The sequence below is a fragment of the Paenibacillus sp. A3M_27_13 genome, assembly GCF_024213315.1.
Taxonomy (GTDB): Bacteria; Bacillota; Bacilli; order Paenibacillales; family Paenibacillaceae; genus Paenibacillus; species Paenibacillus polymyxa_B.
In genome coordinates, this window is record NZ_JANAVE010000007.1 from 17,186 (window position 1) to 39,891 (window position 22,706).

The 22,706-nt window shown below is 45.6% G+C and carries 24 protein-coding genes; 7 read left to right on the forward strand and 17 right to left on the reverse strand.

What is annotated here, in order from left to right:
* Positions 1–91: 91 nt before the first annotated feature.
* Positions 92–886 carry an alpha/beta fold hydrolase gene (locus NLX82_RS20580; RefSeq protein ID WP_254348995.1) on the reverse strand — a complete coding sequence of 265 codons (795 nt, stop codon included), beginning with the start codon at positions 884–886 and terminating at the stop codon, positions 92–94.
* Positions 887–975: 89 nt separating this feature from the next.
* Positions 976–1,566: a spore protease YyaC gene (gene yyaC / locus NLX82_RS20585; protein ID WP_254348996.1), complete on the reverse strand. Its 591-nt coding sequence runs from the start codon at positions 1,564–1,566 to the stop codon at positions 976–978.
* Positions 1,567–1,686: 120 nt separating this feature from the next.
* Between yyaC and NLX82_RS20590 the strand changes: the two genes are divergently transcribed.
* A complete protein-coding gene (locus NLX82_RS20590) occupies positions 1,687–1,914 on the forward strand; it encodes a DUF1128 domain-containing protein (RefSeq protein ID WP_013373034.1) in 228 nt (75 codons plus the stop codon).
* Between the two features lie 193 nt (positions 1,915–2,107).
* On the opposite strand, the gene NLX82_RS20595 is transcribed toward NLX82_RS20590, so the two are convergent.
* Positions 2,108–2,827 carry a pirin family protein gene (locus NLX82_RS20595; RefSeq protein WP_254348997.1) on the reverse strand — a complete coding sequence of 240 codons (720 nt, stop codon included), beginning with the start codon at positions 2,825–2,827 and terminating at the stop codon, positions 2,108–2,110.
* A 231-nt stretch (positions 2,828–3,058) separates the two neighbouring features.
* Here NLX82_RS20595 and NLX82_RS20600 point away from each other — a divergent pair, with 231 nt between their 5' ends.
* From NLX82_RS20600 to NLX82_RS20615, 4 genes are all read left to right on the forward strand, one after another.
* The gene (locus NLX82_RS20600; RefSeq protein WP_254348998.1) at positions 3,059–3,763 is read left to right on the forward strand and encodes a phosphatase PAP2 family protein; all 705 of its coding nucleotides are present in this window, start codon (positions 3,059–3,061) and stop codon (positions 3,761–3,763) included.
* A 137-nt stretch (positions 3,764–3,900) separates the two neighbouring features.
* The gene (locus NLX82_RS20605; protein WP_013311925.1) at positions 3,901–4,158 is read left to right on the forward strand and encodes a GlsB/YeaQ/YmgE family stress response membrane protein; all 258 of its coding nucleotides are present in this window, start codon (positions 3,901–3,903) and stop codon (positions 4,156–4,158) included.
* Positions 4,159–4,200: 42 nt separating this feature from the next.
* Complete coding sequence (locus NLX82_RS20610; protein WP_068938232.1) at positions 4,201–4,602, forward strand: YtxH domain-containing protein; 402 nt, start codon at positions 4,201–4,203, stop codon at positions 4,600–4,602.
* Between the two features lie 94 nt (positions 4,603–4,696).
* Positions 4,697–5,173, forward strand: a complete 477-nt coding sequence (locus tag NLX82_RS20615) for a DUF5665 domain-containing protein (RefSeq protein ID WP_254348999.1) — start codon at positions 4,697–4,699, stop codon at positions 5,171–5,173.
* Positions 5,174–5,288: 115 nt separating this feature from the next.
* On the opposite strand, the gene NLX82_RS20620 is transcribed toward NLX82_RS20615, so the two are convergent.
* The 11 genes from NLX82_RS20620 to NLX82_RS20670 form a co-directional block, all read right to left on the reverse strand.
* Entirely contained in the window at positions 5,289–6,248 is a 960-nt protein-coding gene (locus tag NLX82_RS20620; RefSeq protein ID WP_254349000.1) for a magnesium transporter CorA family protein, read from the reverse strand.
* A gap of 120 nt (positions 6,249–6,368) precedes the next feature.
* On the reverse strand, positions 6,369–7,142 hold the full coding sequence (locus NLX82_RS20625; protein WP_028541852.1) for a sigma-70 family RNA polymerase sigma factor: 774 nt from the start codon (positions 7,140–7,142) through the stop codon (positions 6,369–6,371).
* Positions 7,139–7,591 (reverse strand): anti-sigma B factor RsbW, encoded by a 453-nt coding sequence (rsbW, locus tag NLX82_RS20630; protein WP_023990271.1) that lies wholly within the window; start codon positions 7,589–7,591, stop codon positions 7,139–7,141. The genes NLX82_RS20625 and rsbW overlap by 4 nt, the downstream gene beginning before the upstream one ends.
* 18 nt (positions 7,592–7,609) lie before the next feature.
* Complete coding sequence (locus tag NLX82_RS20635) at positions 7,610–7,948, reverse strand: STAS domain-containing protein (RefSeq protein ID WP_023990272.1); 339 nt, start codon at positions 7,946–7,948, stop codon at positions 7,610–7,612.
* A 99-nt stretch (positions 7,949–8,047) separates the two neighbouring features.
* Positions 8,048–9,718 (reverse strand): response regulator, encoded by a 1,671-nt coding sequence (locus NLX82_RS20640; RefSeq protein ID WP_053326085.1) that lies wholly within the window; start codon positions 9,716–9,718, stop codon positions 8,048–8,050.
* A 19-nt stretch (positions 9,719–9,737) separates the two neighbouring features.
* Entirely contained in the window at positions 9,738–10,607 is an 870-nt protein-coding gene (locus NLX82_RS20645; protein WP_023990274.1) for a CheR family methyltransferase, read from the reverse strand.
* A 79-nt stretch (positions 10,608–10,686) separates the two neighbouring features.
* Complete coding sequence (locus tag NLX82_RS20650; RefSeq protein ID WP_254349001.1) at positions 10,687–14,406, reverse strand: response regulator; 3,720 nt, start codon at positions 14,404–14,406, stop codon at positions 10,687–10,689.
* On the reverse strand, positions 14,390–15,571 hold the full coding sequence (locus NLX82_RS20655) for a PP2C family protein-serine/threonine phosphatase (protein WP_023990276.1): 1,182 nt from the start codon (positions 15,569–15,571) through the stop codon (positions 14,390–14,392). Before NLX82_RS20655 ends, NLX82_RS20650 begins: the two co-directional genes overlap by 17 nt.
* A 235-nt stretch (positions 15,572–15,806) precedes the next feature.
* Positions 15,807–16,148, reverse strand: a complete 342-nt coding sequence (locus NLX82_RS20660; protein WP_023990277.1) for a YflT domain-containing protein — start codon at positions 16,146–16,148, stop codon at positions 15,807–15,809.
* A gap of 96 nt (positions 16,149–16,244) precedes the next feature.
* Complete coding sequence (locus tag NLX82_RS20665) at positions 16,245–16,763, reverse strand: hypothetical protein (protein ID WP_034095094.1); 519 nt, start codon at positions 16,761–16,763, stop codon at positions 16,245–16,247.
* A 51-nt stretch (positions 16,764–16,814) separates the two neighbouring features.
* Positions 16,815–17,336 carry a DUF948 domain-containing protein gene (locus NLX82_RS20670; RefSeq protein WP_013311938.1) on the reverse strand — a complete coding sequence of 174 codons (522 nt, stop codon included), beginning with the start codon at positions 17,334–17,336 and terminating at the stop codon, positions 16,815–16,817.
* Between the two features lie 260 nt (positions 17,337–17,596).
* On the opposite strand from NLX82_RS20670, the gene NLX82_RS20675 reads away from it, so the two are divergent.
* Positions 17,597–17,764 carry a DUF1328 domain-containing protein gene (locus NLX82_RS20675; protein WP_023990280.1) on the forward strand — a complete coding sequence of 56 codons (168 nt, stop codon included), beginning with the start codon at positions 17,597–17,599 and terminating at the stop codon, positions 17,762–17,764.
* Between the two features lie 125 nt (positions 17,765–17,889).
* On the opposite strand, the gene NLX82_RS20680 is transcribed toward NLX82_RS20675, so the two are convergent.
* Positions 17,890–19,056, reverse strand: coding sequence for a C40 family peptidase (locus NLX82_RS20680; protein ID WP_254349002.1), 1,167 nt, complete (start codon positions 19,054–19,056; stop codon positions 17,890–17,892).
* Positions 19,057–19,247: 191 nt separating this feature from the next.
* Entirely contained in the window at positions 19,248–20,117 is an 870-nt protein-coding gene (locus NLX82_RS20685; protein ID WP_028541844.1) for a cation diffusion facilitator family transporter, read from the reverse strand.
* Positions 20,118–20,527: 410 nt separating this feature from the next.
* Between NLX82_RS20685 and NLX82_RS20690 the strand changes: the two genes are divergently transcribed.
* The gene (locus tag NLX82_RS20690) at positions 20,528–20,713 is read left to right on the forward strand and encodes a hypothetical protein (protein WP_013311941.1); all 186 of its coding nucleotides are present in this window, start codon (positions 20,528–20,530) and stop codon (positions 20,711–20,713) included.
* Positions 20,714–20,894: 181 nt separating this feature from the next.
* On the opposite strand, the gene NLX82_RS20695 is transcribed toward NLX82_RS20690, so the two are convergent.
* Complete coding sequence (locus NLX82_RS20695; RefSeq protein ID WP_023990284.1) at positions 20,895–22,523, reverse strand: ABC-F family ATP-binding cassette domain-containing protein; 1,629 nt, start codon at positions 22,521–22,523, stop codon at positions 20,895–20,897.
* Between the last annotated feature and the right edge of the window lie 183 nt (positions 22,524–22,706).

Consider the following 22,706-nt stretch of genomic DNA (forward strand, 5'->3'; position numbering starts at 1 on the left):
CTTACACTCCTAAAAATAATTGACTACACAAAAAACCAGAACCTTCTGATTATCACCTCAGAAGGTTCCGGTTTTTTGGGCTTCCCTTAGTCTATTTTTTCAAGTTCTGCTCTAATAATGTCAAGATAGCGTTCGCTAATAACTCCGGTGCTTCGAACAAGCTCATGTGACCTGCTTCCGGTAGGGTAACCTGAGTTACTCCGGCCCGATCTGTTGTAAACGTCCGCGCTGGAGGAACCGCCTGATCCTGCTCACCCGCTACTAAAAGGGCCGGCAATGCAGAAGCCGACAATACATCCCGACGATCAGTACGCTCGCGCATAGCCAGTGATGCTCCTACGGCTCCTTGTGGTGGTGTTTTGTAGCCAATTTCTTTGACTTTCAGTAATTGGCTGGACATCGACTCCACATGATCAGGAGCAAATAGCCCCGGTACAAGTCCATCTACAAAGGTTGTAATCCCCTCCGTTTGGATGGTGGATACAGCCTTATTCCGCTTTTCTTTACCTTCGTCCGTATCTGCATAAGCTGTGGAATGAATCAGTCCAAAGGCTGTAAGGCGCTCTGCATGTCTCTGCACTGCCGAAAGGGCTAGATAGCCTCCTAGGGAGTGACCAAACCAGGCAGCCTGAGGGATGTCCAATTGTTCTTGAAGTTTAAGCACATCATCTGCCATTTGATCAATAGTATAGGCTCCTAGTGGAGCATCGCTGCGTCCGTGTCCACGCAAGTCTGGAACAATACAACGATAGCTTTGGGACAGCAATGGAACAACCTCATCCCAATAGGAGGAACTTCCGCAAAAACCGTGCAATAAAATGATCGGTTCTCCTTTTCCCTGTTCGGCATAGCAGATCGTCGTTCCTTCGCATAATACCTTTTCCATATGGAACCCTTCCTTCTCTGTATATAATCTATTGGAGCTGAATATATTATTAAGTAGAACAATGCTGATGTATATTATTAAGCAGACCATCAATATCTGAAACGGTAACCCTCTGGAAAATCTTGCGAAGCTGTTTTCAAACCAAATTCATAAGCCGCCGCATTAGCAATATGCGCAGCCATTGTCATGACCAAGTGAAGCGACGTCATTTGGAGTGTCCAATAGGGTTTGGGGCTGCGCTCATTTACAATCGCTGCAACACTATAATGACCAACAGACGGCAGAGACAGCCCCACCGATCGCGCAGGAGTTAGCGGTTCACGCGCAATAAGAAACATTCCCGTTGAGCCGTGCTGTCCAAGACATGCATCTATGGCGATCACATGATGATCTTGGGGAATGCACTCCAAGTATGAAACCAGATGATCCGCATCACAGGGCTCCGTCATTGTGCCAATCACGTGCGGAAAGCCTTGCTCCTTGAGCATGGTGCCTACCAGTGGCCCGAGTGAATCACCCGATGAGCGATCTGTACCGATGCAAACAAAAGTCAACTTATCTATAGCATGCTGATGATGAATTTCTCGGAAAAACGGCGCGAGTCCATCTCGATCTATTTTCTTTACATTATGTTCTAAGGACGAGCGACCGGGTGCGGAAGCTCGATTATACAAAGACAACTTTGTCCATCCTCCTTGATTCGGTTGTATATCGGTAATCTGGCTTTCAGTACATTCTACAACAAAAACATGATACAATACAGGCAACTTCCCCTGTTATGAAAGGATGGAAAATTAACGATGGATTTGTCTGTACCGTCTCATGCCAACATTGAGTATATGATTGAGGGTATTAAAACTAAACTCCGTATGGCGAGTGGTGCTGCTATGCAGGCATCCGCTTTCTCGCTGGAGCAATACGAGGACATTCATGATGTCTATGATATGGTGATAAGCAAGCCTAACCTGAGCATTTCAGAGGTTGAAGCTATTGTTTCTGAACTGGGCAGATTGCGCAAGTCCTCCTGAATCAGCTTGTAGGACAGCCAGCTTAGCTGTATTACATCCTATCATCATGAGCAACAGCCTTCATGATAGTAGCCCTGTCAGCGTAAATAAAGCTCGTATCTCCGGTCGTCTCAGCAGACGTGCAACGGGATACGAGCTTTATTTTTTCGATTGCATATACGCATTTTCATACACTTCTTCACTCAAGGATGCTTCAAGGCAAATCAGCTAACACCAGTTCAGATATATCCTCATTCCCTGTAGCTCGTATCTTTAATGTACAGCTTTTTTGAATTCGCGCGGCATCACCAGGCCCTAACTGAAAATCCCCATCCTGGCACGTAACTTCCACATGACCGCTAACTACATAGATGTGGGTGCGGCGCTCCTCTTGCTGCGGATATTCAAGCTGCTGTCCTTTTTCCAATCTGCTCAGATACAGATTTATATCCTGCGCGATGGATAACGCTCCCTCCACTTCTGAACCAGACACAACAGGCTGAAGCCTATTTAGACGTTCACTGTGCTTGAATCTTTGCACCTGATAAGAAGGCTGAATGCCAGGACTCTCGGGTAAAAACCACATTTGCAAAAAACGAACTGGTCTTTCATCCCCAGTATTTCGCTCTTCATGTTCAATTCCGGTGCCTGCACTCAGAACCTGGATCGAGCCGCTTTTCAAATCCTGCTCATGTCCTAAGCTGTCGCTATGATGCAATTGGCCTTCAATTACATAGGTGATGATTTCCAAATCGTGATGCGGATGTCTTTTGAAGCCTTGCTGCGGTTCAAGCTCGTTATCATTATGGGCTAGCATACAGCCAAAATGGGCATTGCTCGGATCTTCATAATCGGCAAACGAAAAGCTAAACTCGCTATGAATCCACCCTTTATTTGAGGTATGTCTTTCTGCCGATGTCACTATTTTAATCATCCTTAACACCTCCATGGATTACAGTTCCGTAAAGCAGCTTTGCTTCGTGATGACTATTCCACTTCCGGCCCTGGCATTACAAACGCTGTGATACGTTCCCTTTACCCCGGGCTTATATGCCTCAATCAGCCTGTCGTCTCCGTCGGGTTTTGCTCTTAAGTTCATTATTAGTTAAGTTAATAGTACGAAAAATTGAATCTATCACAGCCATAAGGAGGAGATTTATTACATATGCTATCTCATGAACCCCAATCATCCCGTTTCCTACCGAGCTATTTGCGCCGTAGTCTGTATGCATCTATTATCATGATCGCTGTGTTGCTTCTCGTCGCCTACTCTGTGAAATGGATTGGCACAGCTCCTTTTCTATATTGGGATGAACGCATACAGGATGCCATTTTTCCAGACACAGCAGCTGCTCGCTACCAACTGCTAACCATCGCTATATTCATTACATCTTTCGGTTCATTCCGCATGTCCTTAATCATCGCCCTCGGTGCTGCCACCTTGTGTTGGGTCAGTCTTCGCTCAAAAGCTTATTCCTTTGCGATCCTAAGCAGCTTTACGGCAATGTGGGTGCTGAATACGCTCATTAAAGAAATTTTGCAACGGGAACGCCCATCACTTCAACATTTGGTTGAAGCCGGGGGCTACAGTTTTCCCAGCGGTCATGCGATGATTTCCATGGGATTTTTCGGAATGATATTTGCCATTTGGGCCATAGAACGAAAGATTCGTGGGCGTTCGCTCTTTCTTCCGTGTGTTCTTGGTGCACTACTGATTCTCTTGATTGGATTAAGCCGCGTATATCTAGGCGTTCACTTTCCTACAGATATTGTGGGTGGCTATATTGCAGGTATAATTTGGCTGGTGTTTACCGTTCCTGTGATCTATTGGCGAGCGCGCATGAAGCTTCCTTCCACTCCCCACTGGTAAATGTCCGAGACGGCTTTTTGTTTCACTCCGGGTCACGACGTTTATATACGAAGTAAGCAAGGCTCAGCAATATCGAAGCTCAGCCTTCATTAAAAACGTTATGGTTTTGTGAACTTAGGATAAGGGAGGCGATCCTTGTGTGGGGAATTGTACTAAGTATTGTAATGGCTATTATTATCGGATTGATTGGCGATGCACTGGCTGGTCATGAAATGCCTGGCGGCATTGCGGGCTCTATGATTGCTGGATTTGTAGGAGCTTGGCTAGGTGTCATGCTATTGGGAGACTGGGGCCCGGTCATCGGAGATTTTGCAGTCATTCCAGCCATACTCGGAACCGCATTGTTCGTGTTCTTGCTCGGACTTGTGTCCAGGCTATTAAGAAGGGCTACCTAACATTTATATATATTTTTTATTCTATAAGAGGAGTGATATAACATGAGTAACATTGACAATCAAAATATGGCAGGTACTTCAGGTTTTGCAAAAGGTTTATTTATTGGAGGTTTGATTGGTGCTGCCGCAGCCCTGCTGTTCGCGCCGAAGCCGGGTCGTGATTTGCGTAGTGATCTGTCTGATAAAATTACAGTTGTCTCCGATAAAACAAAGGACGTGGCATCTGTAGTTAGCAGCAAAGCGACAGATTTGGCCAAAACCGTTTCCACCAAAACAGCAGATGTAGCCAAAACGGTATCCGAGAGCAAAGACAATATCGTTTCCAGCGTAACCAAAGCTTCTGCCGATGTGGCTAATGAAGCGGCCAAAGCGGATAAAGAAGTTATGGATGCAACGGCTCAGGCGGCCAAGGATACACAGAAACAATTGAATGCTAATTCCTAATAGTTACACATTCAGATGACAAAAAAATAAGCCCTAGACACTGAACAGCCAGCATGCAAGAAGCTGGCTGTTTTTAAATGATAGAAAGGCTGGGATGACAATGAGCAAGCCAAACTCCTATGGAGATGATCTTACCGCGAACAACAAAAGAACCTTTCATCCCCTACAGGCTCAAGATCAGCCAGATGAGGTTTCATCCAAGCAGGCTTCTTCTACTCCCAATCATGTTAAAACGCATGATCACGAGAGAGACTTTGATGTAAATGAGCATCCTTTTGAGCTGCGCCATGAGGTCAAGCGGCTTAACAAACGCTTAGATCAAATAGCAGATACGCTCGAAAGAGCAGAGTTCAAAGATATTCTGGAGAACTACTCCAGCACTAAAAGAAGAATTATGAGCAATCTGACCGCAGGGATTGCACGTGGTCTCGGCCTTACGCTGGGTACAGTGGTCATACTCGCCTTGCTCGCTTGGTTGCTCAGTTTCCTGGTACAATTAAATCTTCCGGTCATCGGAGATTTCATCGCCGAATTATTAGGATATATCAAAATGAGCCAAGGTACTAAGTAATTGTTCCTATCTCATTTAAAAACGATCCATCGTAACCGATAACAGACTCCTCAAAGAGCCTCCAGTTACGATGGATCGTTTTTTATTTGTAAATTGTAACAGCTGTAGTCAGCCGCTACAATTTGTTGCGCTTGTTAGCCTTCAATAAGTCTCCTGTCCACCCCTTCATCATCAGCCAGCCGTACATTCCCGCCATACTTAGCAGTGTGGCAATAATCACGGTGGTAAAACCCCAGCCTGTTTTAATCCAAGGCAGATTTTCAAAGTTCATGCCCCATATAGCGCCCACTACAGTTGCTGGTGTAAATACGGCGGTGACAATGGTGAGCGTCTTTGTAATCTCATTCCCCCTAAATGCAGAAATGGCGTCGTCAATGGAGATCAATGTGTCGATTTCCTTTTCATAATGCAGGAAAAGTCCTTCCATCCGAGTAACACGGTAAAGTAACTGCTTGAAAAAACGATTCTCCTCCAGTTTATCCAGATATGCCTCCCGAGAAGCCGTCACCAGCTCTGAAAAGGGAATGAACATATTGCTCCAATACAACAGCTCGAAACGTGCATTCAATATAGAATCCATCAGCGTACGAGCATTCCTTTTCTCCATGTCCTCTTCCAGTCTTCTCAGGTTGATCTCGAACTTATCCATACCTGTATGAAAGTAATGGAGCACGGCTCTCGCCAATACAAACATGCCATCAGCTGCATCCTTACACTGTTCCAGCATTTTTTGGCGTTCCGCGGTGTGCATGATTTCACGGGTATTTTGATCCAGATTTAACGTCACTAACTTCTGATTTAGGACCAGAAAATAAAACTTGTTGCAATTGCGCTGACTGTCGATCTCCTCCTGAACAGAGTAGATCAGCGACCCGTACATTAAGGGCTGATTGCCATCTGGAAAGCGCACAGATATAAAGCTGGATGGAATGTCCTCTACCTTGTCCAGCCATTCTGAGGCTTCTGGGAGCTTCTCCTTCAAATGCTGTATGACCGAATCTTGCCAATTCCCAGCACTGATGTCCCACCATTCCCATCCTCCACGAAAGGAAGAAATCTGTTCAAATGCTGTCATGGATTCCAACCTTCCTCCCAACCTTTTTCGCTTTATAAAAAGGACACGCTTCCCATATCGGAATAACGTGTCCTTACGATGTGACGTCAAATATTTTAAGCCATATAATCTGCCATCTACTCATGAAATAGAGGAATTAGACATAATCTGCTTCAGCTTTTCCGTTGCCCGCTTCTGAATACGGGAAACGCTCATCTGCGATACGCCCAACGTCTGTGCAATCGCACGTTGAGATTGACCGTCCTGAAATGCCAGAAGAAGCACCTTTTGTTCCTGCTCCTTCAGTTGGCTTAAAGCCTGCTGCAAATCCATTCGTTTTTCCACAGTGTCATAATCGTTAGCATCCGAGCTAATGAGCTCGCCTAACGTAGCTGCACTCTCATCCTGGGATAAAGGCGAGTCCAGTGAAACATAGTGATAGCACTCACGGCCAGCAAGCACCTCAATCGTTTCTTCCACGGTAAGATCCAAATAGGTTGCAATCTCATCCACATTGGGTGAGCGTTCCAATTTAACGGTCAGTTCATCAATAGCATGTTGAACAAGCGCACCCTTTTCTTTAATGCGGCGAGGAACCTGGATGTACCAGGATTTGTCGCGCAAATAATTTTTCATATGTCCCAGCATACTTTTCATAGCGTATGGTTCAAATGGGATACCCAAGCTGATATCGTATTGCTGAAGCAGACGTATCAAAGCCATCTGACCGGTCTGATATAAATCCTCGTATAAGTCCGGACGGTTACGGGAGATCTTCCCAGCAGCCATCTTGACCATCGGCTCATACTTACGGATCAGCACGGTAGCAATCTCGTTATCTTTTGTTTGCTGGTACTCCCAGATTAGACCAACGGCTTCATCCATCGACTCCGGGGGAGTTACCTTTTCATTCATACTCTTTCCTCACTTCTGGTCAGTCGCTTTACAAGCACCACTTCGGTGCCTTTTCCTGTCTCATTCAAGATATGGACATCGTCCATAAGCGCCTGCATGAGATAAAAGCCTAATCCGCCTATCTGCGCATCATTCAACTCCTTGTCATGCAAGGATGCGATACGGGACGGGTCCTCCACACGTTCAAAGCTCTCCCCTTCATCTTTGACACGAATGGACAACGAAACTTCATCAAATTCGAATATTACTTCCACGACTCCCCCCTCATGACCATAAGCATAAAGGACAGAGTTATTACACGCTTCCGATACAGCCACTTTCATGTCTTCAATATCCTCATAAGAGAATCCCATTTTCGCGGCAATACCGTATAAATTTAATCTTACAATATCAACAAAGTCAGCAGTTGCCGGCAAATTAAGAACTACTTTTTGAATTTGAGCATTCATTTCTTTTTCTTTCCTTTCCTATTGGGAATTCTCCTGGGGGACAAAGAATTTGGCAATACCGGTCATATCAAACAGCTTTTGAATTTGAGGCGGTACCTCTTGAACAGCAAAGCGAGACTCCATCCCATGCCTTGCTTTTAAAATGGATAACAAGATACCAATCCCCGTGCTGTCAATGTATTTAAGGTCTCTCAAGTTAATAATCAAATCTTGGCTGGACTCCCCCACCAAAGGCTCCATCACCAGACGAAAATCAGGTGCTACCGAAAGATCCAACTCTCCACTCAGATAAACGGTATTTACGCCATCGGTTGTTTCTGTAATTGCATTAAACTTCTCATTTTTATTTGTATTCATAGGCCTACTCTCCCGAAAAAAGATTTCCCTACATACTAACCCATTATACGATCGTTTGAATCACGGTATAACTTTTTAAACACTACCAAATGCCACCATCTAGGCTTCATTGATTTGTTCTTTACCCGGCTGCATTGGAAAATGGTCCGGAGAATGCCGTAGCAACGCCTGTTTTACACTGCTGATTTTAACGGGCTTACTGATATAATCGTTCATCCCAGCTTCAATACATCGAGGCTGAATACCCTCCATCACATTAGCCGTCATGGCGATAATGGCAGGTTGGGATCTTCCCGCCAATTGCTCACGCACTCTACCCGTACACTCCAGACCGTCCATCACAGGCATCTGCAAGTCCATAAAGATATAGTCATAGTCCTGATTCGCCATGACCATATCAAGCGCCTGTTGCCCATCTGCTGCCACATCTGAAGCTAAACCGAGCTTATCCAGTATATTAACCATCAGCTTCTGGTTAATCGGATGATCATCTACGACCAGTACAGGTTTACGGCTTGGAGATTCCCGATGTGGAATTTCCCAGTCGTGGCTGGACTCCCCCTCCAGTTCATTTTCCTGAGCAAAGCCAAGCTTCATTGTAAAATGAAACGTCACGCCCTGTTCTCCGCTCGTATCTACACGGATATCTCCGCCCATCATATTCACTAAGGTTTTACAAATGGCGAGTCCTAACCCGGTTCCACCATATTTACGCGTCATTGAAGAATCCAGTTGGGAAAAGGGCTGAAACAGCCTTCCAACCTTAGCGGGATCAATACCAATGCCTGTATCCTTCACAGAAAACTCAACGGTAAGTCCATTGTCGCTTTGCTCTTTGACAGATGCGAAGACATACACCCCGCCCCGGTCTGTAAATTTGACGGCATTGGATACCAGGTTAATCAATACTTGACGCAATCTTCCCATATCTCCGAATAACACAGGAGGCATCTGTTCATCGAGGAAATAAACCAGTTCCAAGTTCTTTCGGTTCACCTCTACCGTAAATAGGCTGAAAACTTCCTTGATACAGGAAACCAGATCAAAAGGATATTCCTCTACCTCCATTTTGCCTGACTCCAGCTTAGTGAAGTCCAGAATATCATTAATGACTGCTACCAGCGCATCTGCACTACGACGGATGATATCGGCATATTCCTGTTGGTCGCTTTGCAACTCCGTCTCCATCAGCAAATCAATCATGCCAATGACGCCGTTCATAGGTGTGCGGATCTCATGGCTCATCATCGCCAGAAATTCCGTTTTGGCATTGGCAGCAATCTCTGCTGCCTCCTTGGCGGCAATCAGTTCGCTGTTCATCTTCTCCAGCTGCTGGGTCTTCTGATGAAGCAGCATGGACTGTGTCTTCAAGCGCTTGTTTGTCAGATACATTTGCACGAAGCCTTCAATTTTGGACTTGAGAATTTGAGGGATGAACGGCTTCACCATATAATCAATACCGCCCGCTGAATACCCCGCAAATAAATGCTCCGCTTCCTTGCTGTTAGCTGAAATAAAGATAATCGGAATATCCTTCGTTTTCTCTCTGGCCTTGATTAACTTTGCGGTCTCAATTCCATCCATACCTGGCATCTGTACATCGAGGACTACGATTGCAAATTCATCTTTTAATAGACATCGCAGCGCTTCTTCCCCGGATGTGGCCTTTACCAAATTATATTGTTCACTCTCCAGCACCGCCTCAAGAGCGAGCAGGTTCTCAGGTCTGTCATCTACCAGCAATATATGAATCGGTTCATGAAGCCCCATGGAATCCTCCTAAGCATCTCTATTTAATCTTCCGGTAAATTTTTTCTATCCGGTCCAGCGGCTCGTAGGAATCACTATAATCGGTAAAATGTATGGATTCCTTGGCCCCAAGCACCAACACACCAAAATGACTCAAACTATCATAAAACAACCCATGCACGTGGTTGCGAAGTTCGTCGTTAAAATAGATCATGACATTCCGGCAAAAAATAACATTGAACTCGTTAAAGGACCGGTCAGTCGCTAAGTTGTGCTCCGCAAAAATAATATTTTTCCGTAAAAAAGGATGAAACATCACTGAATCATACTTGGCTGTATAATATTCAGAGAACGATTGCGTGCCCCCGGACTCCAAATAATTTTTGGTATACAGCTTCATTCTGTCGATCCCGTATACGCCTTCCTTCGCCTGCTGTAAAGACAGGTTATTCATATCCGTCGCATAAATGCGGGCCTTATCATATAAGCCTTCTTCATGCAGCAAGATCGCCATAGAATATACTTCCTCACCTGTGGAGCAACCTGCATGCCATATTCGAATGTACGGATACGTTCGCAAAATAGGAATGATTTTCTGCCTAAAATTCAGAAACAGCTCCGGGTCACGGAACATCTCGGTCACCGGAATGGAAAGGCTTTGCACCAGTCTATCGAAGGCGCTGCGATCATGCAGCACCTTCTCCTGAAGTCCTGATATCGTGCTTACATTCTCGGACTGCGCATGATAATAAACACGCCGCTTAATCGATGGCAGAGCGTAGTTACGAAAATCGTAGCCGTACAGCCGATGTATACCTTCCAGCAACAGCTCAATCTCAATCAATTCCCGCTCAGTATCATTCGATTTCACTTCATTAGCAGCATTATCCGCCATATCCTTAGATGTCATAATCTCTCTCCAATTCCTAAATAGGTTTTGCCTGTGCCGCTCCAATCATGTGTCGATTTATATTACCCAATTTTTTGGGTTACGAATACAACCACACCCGCATTAATGATAAAAGCTGTTCGGTTTGAATCGGTTTTTTTACATAATCGGAAGCGCCTGCCTCAATACACTTGGAACGATCATCCTTCATGGCCTTGGCTGTCAGGGCAATAATAGGCAACTTCTCGAATTGTGGCATTAGCCGGATACGTCGCATCGCTTCATATCCATCCATTTCCGGCATCATCATATCCATCAGAACCAGATCAAAATCAGGTGTCTGTTCCAGCAGTTCCAGTGCTTCTCTTCCATTTTCCGCAAAGGTAACCTCCATACGATAGCTTTCCAGCACACTGGACAGAGCAAATACATTGCGAATATCATCGTCTACCAACAATATTTTTTTACCTTCAAACAGCTCTTCCTTGTTGTATAGCTTCTGCAAAATTTTGCGTTTGTCCTCAGGAAGATTCGCCTCTACACGATGCAAGAACAACGTTGTTTCGTCCAAAAGCCGTTCCGGCGATTTAACATCCTTAATAATAATAGACTCTGCAAATTTGCGAAGTTGCGTTTCTTCTTTGCTATCCAGATCTTTGCCTGTATAAATAATGATCGGCAGATCAGTTAGCTGCTCGTTCTCTCGAATACGATCCAGCAGTTCAAAACCAGTCATGTCGCTCAGCATCAGATCCAGTACCATGCAGTCATACCGCTGAGTAGCCAGCTCATTCAGTGCTTCCTGACCTGTCGATACCGCCGTAATGGCAACATCATCATGATCGATCAGCTCAATAATGGATTTACGCTGATTATCATCATCTTCAACCACAAGGAGACGTTTGACCATTTGGTCCGTATACGATTTTATATGTGAAAATGCCTTATCCAGACTTTCCTTCGAGGAAGGCTTTTTGAGATAGGCAATCGCGCCCATCATTAAGCCCTGCTTCACATCATCTATGACCGAAATAACATGCACTGGAATATGACGTGTTGATGAATTTCCTTTTAGCTCACCCAAAATGGACCATCCATCCATTACAGGTAATTGAATATCTAGTATAATAGCGTCCGGCAAATAAGATTGAGCCATGTTGAGCCCATCGTCTCCTTGGAGAGCGATCAGTGCTTTAAAGCCCCGGCTACGGGCCATATCGTACAAAATATTAGCAAAATTAATATCATCCTCAATAATCAGCAGCACTTTATCCTGCGAGGTAATCTCGTTTCGGTCGTCCCCCGGATGTATAATGTCCTCCGCTTTGTTTTTCGAAGGCATCTGATATAATGGCAACCGTTTAGCAGGCATAATCATGGGAAGGTCCGTTTCTACCGAGGCTGCGACACTCTCAAAATCCGAATTCACATCCGCACCGTTAAATTCCTCTCTCGAATGAGACTCCATATCCTCAGCCGTTGGTGTTTGTTCCGGCAAATACAATGTAAAACAACTGCCCTGTCCCTGCTCGGATTCCACCGTAATAACGCCGCCCAACAATCTGGAAAGCTCGCGGCTGATCGACAGACCTAGTCCTGTCCCCCCATATTTCCGGCTGGTTGTACCGTCTACCTGCTGGAAGGCTTCGAAGATCAGATCCGTTTTATCGGAAGCAATCCCAATGCCCGTATCACGCACAGATAGAGCCAGATAGGATCTTCGTGGATTTAGCAGACCAGGAAGCTGCTCTCCGTTTGCCCGAGATACAATGAAACTAATAGAACCTTCCGTGGTGAACTTGAAGGCATTAGACAGCAAATTACGTAAAATTTGTTTGAGACGATAACCGTCACTGATAATGGCATCTGGCAAGTTCTCTTCGATTTCGGTATGCAGTTGAAGCTCACGTTTGGCTGCGACCGGAGCAAAATTCTGCTCCACAAACAGTTCCAGTTCCTTCAAATGGACCGCTTCATGGTTAATATCCATTTTTCCAGCGTCCACTTTGGATAAATCCAGAATTTCATCAATCATTTTCAACAAGTCCGCGCCTGACATATAAATGGTTTGTGCATATTCCACCTGCTTTGGCTTGAGATTGCCTTCCTTGTTCTCAGACAAGAGCTGAGAAAGAATAAGCAAGCTATTTAGCGGAGTACGCAGCTCATGAGACATATTGGCCAAAAACTCAGATTTGTATTTGCTTGTGATTCCTAGCTGCATGGCCTGTTGCTCCAACTGAGCTCGTGCATGTTCAATCTCATCGTTCTTTTCTTCCACTTCTCGAACTTGTTCTTCCAGCGCTCTAGTTTTGGCAATCAGTTCAGTATTAAAATGCTCCAATTCTTCCTGTTGACGCTGTAACAATTCCTCTGAACGCTTGAGCTCCTCTGTTTGCTCCTCCAAATTTTCGTTGGAGCGCTTGAGTTCCTCTTGCTGAGTTTGCAGCTCCTCGGACTGGCATTGCAATTCCTCAGTAAGTGCCTGGGATTCGCGCAGCAATTGCTCTACACGCATCCGTCCCTTGATATTGTTCAGAATGATCCCCAAGCTCTCTACTAATTGAGCAAATAGCTTCGTTTCCAGATCACTGAAGCGATCCAGTGACGCTATTTCTATAGCACCGATGCACTCATCCTCGAACAAAATAGGGAAAATCATAATTCCCACTGGCTTACTTTCTCCTAAGGCAGAGCCTATGGACAAATATCCGTCAGGAGCCTCTGTAATCAAGATCGGCTTACGATCCAGAACACATTGTCCGAGCAATCCTTCGCCCACATGGATAACGTCCCTAATCGAATTTTCGCCAGTCACCTTTGCATAGGAGCCGTATAACTTAAAACGGTTGTCTTCTACATCTTTTCCTTGCAAATAGATGGCTCCATAGCTGCCTCCCAAGATGGGCGTAAACTCACTAATGAACATCTGAGCAACCTGCTCCAGTGAATTCACGCCACGGAACAGCTCAGTCACCCGAGCAGTATTGGCATTAAGCCAAGTTTGATCCTTCTGCGTTTGAAGGACAGAATGCTCGAATTTCCGCTTTTCTTCCAAGTCCCCGGCCATTTGTTGAAATACACGAGCGACCTCACCGATTTCATCTTTGGAGGCAACACTCATTCGGCTGATGGCCCTGTACTTTCCCTTGCCAAAACCATTAATCATGAGACTAACGATATTTAGACCTTTGGCAATGCTTGGGAGCACCCACAAAATAACCAGTAAGCCCATGATCAGACCGGCGGCCATCAGAATTGTGGTAATCTGTACAGATTCCTCATAGGCCTGATTGGCTTGCTTCATGTCGTTATCAATCTCCCGATCCTGAAAAACGGCAAGGGCATTAATGCTGTCCATTGCCTCCTCTTGAGCAGGCAAACCAGTACTATTGCGGAAAGCGTTAGCCTCATCAATGCGATCTTGTCCCAGCAAGGAAACTAACCTTTGTTCGTAACTTAGAAATTCATTCCAGGCGACGGCTACCCGATCAACCTGCTGCTGCTCTTCACTGGTGCCTGAGTTTGTTTGCAGACTTGCCAGCACTTTCGTTCCAGTAGCGGAAATATCATCGAGCTCACGTTTGGCCTCGCCGACGGAGGAGCCCGGATTCAAAATCAGGTTGGCCATAACTTTGGCCATATCATTCACCTGACCGCGAATAGCCGTTGTTTTCCGGACCTTCACATATCGGTCCTGGTAAACCTGATTCAGCTGCTCATTCAGGCTCCCCATACGGTCATAGCTGATTAGCGTCAGCACAAGGAGGATCGCCATAAGCGATCCAAAGCCGATCAGCAGTTTATTTCTGATTTTCATGCAAGCTCTCTCCCTCTTTCAATGAAATCCAGATCAGGCACTTATCATCATCGCGATCCTGTGGCGCCTCATTACGAAAAAATGCATCCAGCATCGCTTCTTCATTCCAATCCTCATACTTACGTAGACACTCAGTCAGATACTCCAACTGCTCTTCATATTCACCTTCCACCGCTTCCAGCAAGCCATCCGTATACAAAGCGATATGTCCAGTTCCTTCATAATGAATCGTGTGCATTTCTGCATCAATCTTATCAAACAAACCAACCGGGCTACATGCACGGTCAAATTTGGTAATGCTGCCATCCTGGTTGAACAGCAAACCGGGAGGATGTCCCGCATTTACATAGTCAATTCGCCGTGAACGGGTATCAATCACCATATAAATCGCCGTAAAATAATACTGTACCAGCTGCTTGCCCAGATCCAGTTGATTAAAACGACGATTCAGCTCTTGTATGACTTTCTCAGGCTCCACATATGTGGTCACCGTATCCTTAAGTACAGACGCAATGAACATGCAGAACAGCGAGGAAGAAATGCCATGCCCCATCATATCAAGCAAAATGATGGCATATCGCCCCTCCCCTAACGGATACCATGAATATAAATCCCCTGCCAGTTCAAAGGAAGGCTGATAGAGCGCATTCACTTGCAGCACCGGGTCCTGAATGGCAGGACTAAGCACCGCCTGCTGCACCATCGCGGCCAGCTTCAACTCATCCTGAATTCGCTGATCCCGATCCTTATGCCAGTCCTTCTCCTGTTTGAGTCGCAAAGCAGACCGGATTCGCGCCATTAGCTCTACCTTGTTGATCGGCTTCGTGACATAATCGACGGCTCCCACATCCAGAGCTTCGGCCAATTTTTTGGAATCGCCTACTGCCGTTACCATAATAATCGGGATATCTTTTAAATGCTCATATTCCTGCACAATACTGCAAGCTTCAATGCCGTCCATTTCAGGCATCATCATGTCCAGCAGCACCAAATCAATATCTGAAGGACGGGGTCGAAGACTAATGGTACGATCGCCGATTCCCAGATGCTCCAACATTTCTGCGGCCGAGCTAGCAGAGATCACATCCCGATAATTTTCTTTTTTCAGTATTTCACGAATAATAATGACATTCGTCGGGTTATCGTCAACAATTAGAATTCTCATTGGCCTCTCCTTATCTGTAACTCATGTATTATACTATACCTGCTTAAACGGCAACACCCTTGTTCATTAGAAGTAGTGTTTCCGTAAGAAGGCATTCCAAAAACATAGATAAGGAATGAGGCTGGAACCCCATTCCTTATCTATGTTTTTGGAGGACCCGCGAAACACTTGTGCTGCGGTCAACATCCTCTTTTTCGAATCTAATGCCACTCTGCTTTTATGGTGAACAGCAATATCACGCTTTTTTAGCAATGACCAGCACTTTACCCTGATCCAGTTCTTTTTCATAAAAGTCAGCTTCGGTATCTGTAAATCCCAAGGAAGTAATTTTAGCGCGAAGCTCATCGCCGCGGGAACGGAACAAGTTGGCTAATGAGTCGAAAACGCCCTCTTCCTTAATCCCGATTTCCTTGGCATCCACTGTATCGGCAATACGATCTGTCCGATCCTGATCATGAGCGAGCACGAACACATCCTCATAACGATAGCCCGTGTTACGCAACTCATTTACTGCTTCAACGGCTTGTACACCGTTATCTACCACTTTGGCATAAGATTTATGATTGGTCTGATTCATGTTTCTCACGCTCCTTTAAGGATTGACTTCTCTGACTATTACACTTCACACATCCATTTGAAACTTCCATGTTATGTCACGCCTCGGAAAAATCAATTACCATTCCGTTTCATCAAAAAACTCAACATACTTAGGTTTATCAGACGTCTCATCCATAAACACTTTGATTGCACGTTGTCCGCGTACATAGACCTCTCCGTCTTCCGCCGTGAATTGCGAGCCACCCAGCGCCTGATCCAGCGTTTTCCGTTGCAGTGGCAGCCACTCATCATTTACCTTGATTCGACCGGCAGCAGGGTCTACATGCACATAAGAAACGACGTCCTCACGCATACCAACTACAACATCTGGATATTGGTATTCTGTAGAAAGCAGCAGCATATCCTTTTTGACTCGTAGTGGCTTGCCCAGCTTTTTCAATACATCGGCACGTGTATCATCCAAAGATATGCCATTTAAGGTATGAAAATCTGCTGGTACAGCATGTGGAGCGGGTATCGTCTGCACAGTCCTAACCATATGCCCCGCTGTTTGCGGGGAAACGGTTTGCTGAACCGTATCCTGTCCGGAAAAGGGAGTGAGCAAACCAGCAGCTAGTAATAACGTCTTCATCATAAATCTCACCCTTTCAATGAATTTCCTGTAGTTTACGGTTCAGCCACTATGCTACTGACGCATTTTCTGCCACACCCCAGCAGCGATGTCTACATAACCCAACCAGTTTTTACCCGGCTTGGCCGCAGGCTCCTCATAAGTCGCATTGTAGCTCTGAACCGTCCGCTCCGTTGCGGTCAAAGGTCTATTCGGTGTCGTTGCCTTAATCGCATTATCCGTTCTGGAAGTATTACTCGCAGCGCTATGCGATTTCTGAAACCGTGTCATTAACGCTGTTGAAGCCTGCTTGGCAGCCAGCGTCACTTCGCTGAGTACCTCCCCCAAGTTTCTAACCGATTCCATCACTGGCTCCACTTGCTTCAATTTATGATCAACATCTGCGGTGATGTCATTCGCATGTCGAACCGTTTGTTTTACTTCATAACTCAGTTCATCTACCGTTTTTTGCACATCCTGTAAGGTTTGAGTCACCTTATCCAGTGAGCCTTGTGCTGCTTTCAACGTTTTAATGAGGAAAATAACGAGAACTGCAAATGCGATAGCAATAATAAAAATGCTGACCTGTGTTAACATGGCGTAACCTCTCTTTCGTCTTTCACGATGATGTTTATGATTACTGCATAGTTACCCTTTAGATTCAGACACGAAACAACGTCCAGGCTGGCTTCTTCTCCGCTCCAAACGTTATGATTCACGGACTCTCGCACCGTTTAAAACAACATATAACGATGGCACAGCCACGAGTAATCTATAGAAGTCACCGTCATCTGCAACCACGCTCTATCGGGGCATGAGTATGCCACATTATATACAATTAAAGGAGGATACAGAACATGCTAAAATGGTCCGCTTTATTCTTAATTTTTGCTGTGATCGCCGGAATCTTAGGTTTTTTTGGTATCGTCGTGTCCATAGCTGCTACAATCGCTAAAATATTATTTGTGATATTTCTGGTGTTGTTCGTCATTTCACTCTTTACCGGAAGAAGACGGGTTTCATAGTTATCGGATGCTAGCTGTACAAAAGCAATATTCTAATGTTTATAAAAAAAGGATGTTCCCACCCTGGTCAACAGGGCTGTGGAACATCCTTTTTTGATGCAGCTTTTTTACGGTTAACGGCGCTTTTATTGAATCACGCTGCCCCCAAACAGGAAACGGTCCTGCCAAGGCTTGCTGAAATCCGTAACTTTTACACCGCCACCCGCTACAGAAAACGTATGGAGAAGCTTGTTGTCTCCCAAATATACAGCTACGTGTGTAATCGTTTGGGAGGAATTATCCAAGGACGTGTACGCCCCAGAAGATGCATTATAATTTGTAAAGAAGAGCAAATCGCCACGCTTCAGCGTAGTCATGTCCATATTCGGCTGACTGTTTTGCTTGATCCACTCACCCTGTGAACGGGAATCTGCCGGAAGCTGGATACCTGCAGCCTGACGGAAAATTTGACGGGTAAATGCCGAGCAATCAAAAGTAGCCGTACTGTTACGATCCGAACCATATTCATATGGAGTTCCGAGATAAGTCATCCCCGTGTTAATAACCTGCTCTATTGCAGCCGCTGCATCACCGGAAAACATGTTCATAGTTGACGCAGGAGATGCTGTCACAGGTATTGCGGTAGTATCAGGAGTGGTTGTCACCGGAGCAGCCACAGGCTGCTGCACAACAACGCCCTCGCCAATACGAATATACTGTGGAGACGAGCTGACGTAGCCCACCGTACCATCAGCATTGGTAACCTTGAACCAATAAGCATTACTTGGATCGGTAATCGTAACGACATCCCCTGCATTCAAATAGCCCAAAACCTCGGAAGAAGTGGATGCCTCCGCCCGCAAACGAACGGACGTTTGAATCGTGGCTTTCGTTTGACCGGCAGAACTATTCACTGAGGCCACAGCCTCTTTAGCTGAAACATTTTTAACTGACTCTGCGGCTTCCGGTTTACGGCTGGCAGATGAGGTGACAGCAGCAGCGACGCTGGTAGCGCCAACTTTTATGTACTTGTCGGAGCTGCTAGTGTATCCGGTTACTCCATCAGAAGTCTTGATCTTATACCAATAGCTGTTCGTTTTCTCCAATACCGTTACGGCCTCTCCCTGCTTCATAAAGCTGACTACATCCCCTGTAGTCGAAGGACCGGATCTAAGCTTTACAGCCGCCTGAATAACCGCCTTCTGTCCTGTGGATGCTGTTGATGCCGCTGCGTCAACCTGACCCGGCGCCACATGAATTGCTGCCAACAGCGCGGCTGACGTCATGAGCATTCCCATCACGCGTCTTCTCAATGTTGCACCTCCTGGCTGTTTTTACGAATTTGAAGAGCATATCCAATTCCGACGAATATAGCCGGACATGCCTTCATTATAGTAAAAGCAGCAGGAAGAGAGATATAATCCAAACGTCACAAAAGGAAGCGTATACGCCTTTTTCATATAGGTCTAAAGTCACTTTTAACACTAAATATTCAATAAATAATCTATAATTTGGGTTCTACATGGACATGGACATGCATCGTATTATGAACCTCTTGCAGACGTTCCTCAATCCGGTCGCTGATCCGATGCCCTTCAATCAGGCTGAGTTGCGGATTGACCTCAATGACCACATCCACCAGCGCATGATTGCCGTGTACACGTGCCTTAACGTCCCGAATCCCCTCTACTCCAGGTATACAGGCAATCGTACTCCGTAAGTCAGACAGCTCTTGCTCATCAAATCCATCGGTCAAGCTGTGCGTGGAATCCTTAAAAATATCCCACGCTGTTTTACAAATGATAAATCCTACCGCGATCGCAGCTACAGTATCCAGCCAGGGTAGGCCGAACTGTGCGCCGATAATGCCAACTGCTGCCCCAACACTGACAAGTGCATCCGATAGATTATCCTTGGCCGCTGCCAGCAAAGCCTTATTGTTAATTTGCCGTGCCAGTCTGTTATTGTAAAGGTACACTCCCAGCATAATCACTGCACAAATCACAGCTACACCCGCGGAGGTGATATCCGGTATTTGCTTTCCGCCCTTGAAAATGCTCCCGATCCCATCAATAAGCACCTGCAAACCGACGACAGCCATAATAAAGGACGCCAGCAGCGCCGCGATCGTTTCTGCCCGAAAATGTCCATAGGCATGGTCAGAGTCCGGTGGCTTTTGGGAAATTCTCAGTCCAACCAGTACAGCAACCGACACTACAATATCGGTGACATTATTGAAGCCATCCGCCCGCAACGCGCTAGAAGCAAATATATATCCGCTAATCAGCTTAAAGGCGGACAACAAGAGATAAGCAGCAATGCTCACCCACGCCCCACGCTCACCTTTTCGTATCTCTTCATAGACATTTACCACAACGTAGGACACTCCTTCAAATATATAGTTCCCAGCAGAACGATCTCACCGGGCCCAAAAATAAAAATAGCAGCGTTGCTGCCCTGAATAATATCAATTTTCTTTGGTTAACTGTTATTTTCAGGATAGCAGACGAACTTTGTGTGGGTCTAGAGAAACAGTCTTTCCGCTCTGCATCGCTGTAGTAACAACGAAAAAGTATTGCCAGGCCCCATTCCTGTAGGTTATACAAAACATTTTTTACTTCACGCAAAAAACAGAGGTTTTCTCTTCCAACCCACCCCAGATGTGTGTTATCATTGTTGCCCTTGTCCCTTCTTTTAAAAACGTATAAAATGAGGACACAGCCGCGTTTTTATTCAATCCAGCATGATTGACATGAATTTGGCGGCAACAGGAGGAATTTATTCATGAGCGATGCTAATGAACCACGTAAAGTTAATCTCGCAGATGCCATTCGGGAAAAGCTGGCACAAAAAAAACAGCAGTCCGGCGCTTCACAGCAGGGCGGCTTTCAAGGCGGTTCCGCCAAAACACTGAAAAGCCAAAATACGAAGAAGCCGAACAACCAACGTCGTCGTACAGGCGGATCATAAGCCACCTCATAGCCTTTATAGGGTACCAAAGGTCTGGCGAAGTCTATCTTACCTCACTGCCAGAACCAAGTAAGCTATGGGCATGACACAAAAACGAAAAAGAGGAGTCTCCCCGCCATCTAAATGGCCTAAGGAGCTCCTCTTTCGTTTATCTAGTTGTTGAAGTTAGCCGGTTTGGATTTTAGCCGATTTCTACCGGATACATACGTTCACGCAATTTTGTGATTTCTTCATTTTCCAAGTATTCATCATAGCTCATCGTACGGTCGATTACGCCGTTTGGTGTAATTTCCACGATTCGATTCGCGATCGTTTGAATAAACTGGTGGTCATGGGATGTGAACAATATAGTACCGTCAAAATCAATCAGACCATTGTTCAGCGCTGTAATGGATTCCAGATCCAAGTGATTGGTCGGTTCTTCCAGCAACAGCACATTGGCACCGTTCAGCATCATTTTCGCCAGCATACAGCGAACCTTTTCGCCCCCGGACAGCACACTTGCTTTCTTAAGCGCTTCTTCTCCAGAGAAAAGCATACGTCCCAAGAAGCCGCGCAGGAACGTTTCGTCCTGATCCTTGGAATATTGACGCAGCCATTCCACAAGATTCATATCCACACCTTCAAAATAGGTGGAATTATCTTTCGGGAAATAAGCCTGGCTAGTTGTAATCCCCCAAGAGAATTCTCCGCTATCCGCTTCGATCTCGTTCATCAACACCTGGAAGAGCGTCGATTTAGGCATGCCGTTCGGGCCAACAAACGCGATTTTATCGCCTTTGTTCACAACCAGACTGAACTCATTCAGCACTTGCTCGCCTTCAACAGTTTTACTGAGGCGGTCTACTGTCAGGAGTTGTTTGCCTGCTTCGCGTTCAGGCTTGAAGTTCAGGAAAGGATATTTACGGTTCGATGGACGGATGTCATCCAACGTAATTTTATCCAGTTGTTTTTTACGTGAAGTAGCCTGTTTGGACTTGGAAGCATTCGCGGAAAAGCGCTGAATAAAGGCTTGCAGTTCCTTGATCTTCTCTTCCTTCTTCTTGTTGGCATCACGAGTCAAGGCAAGCGCAAGCTGGCTAGACTCATACCAGAAGTCGTAGTTGCCGACGTACATCTGGATTTTGCCAAAATCAATATCCGCAATATGCGTACATACCTTGTTCAGGAAGTGACGATCATGGGATACAACGATGACGGTGCCTTCATAGTCCATCAAGAAATTTTCCAGCCATTGAATGGATTCGAGGTCCAGATGGTTGGTAGGCTCATCGAGCAGCAAATTGTTCGGACGACCAAACAACGCTTGAGCCAGGAGAACACGTACCTTGTCATTACCACTCAGCTCAGACATGTTCTTGTCATGCAGGTCGCGGGGAATACCAAGACCGATCAGCAAGGAAGCTGCATCTGGCTCGGCATCCCATCCGTTCAGCTCCGCAAATTCACCTTCAAGCTCACCGGCACGTAGACCGTCCGCTTCGGTAAATTCCGTTTTGGCATACAGCGCATCCTTTTCCTTCATGATTTCATACAGACGCGTGTGGCCCATAATAACGGTTTCCAGAACCGGGAATTCATCGTATTCATAATGGTTCTGCTTGAGGACTGCCATCCGTTCACCCGGTGTCATGTGAACCTCGCCAGAATTGGCTTCAATTTCACCGGAAAGAATTTTCAAAAAGGTGGATTTACCCGCGCCATTCGCCCCAATCAGGCCGTAGCAGTTCCCAGGAGTAAATTTGATATTTACGTCTTCAAAAAGTGGGCGTTTACCATAACGAAGCGTTACGCCGCTTGTACTGATCATATAAGCATACCATCCTTATCATTAGTAAAGTGCTAAACACAAAATTACCGACGGCAATAGTATAACACACAAAAGATCGGATTCGAACCGTAGTATAAGTATAACCGCCCCTGAATCTCATCCAATATCTTATAAATAAAATAAAAAATGCTTCTGTCTCCACCATTGTCGCCTGACAAACAC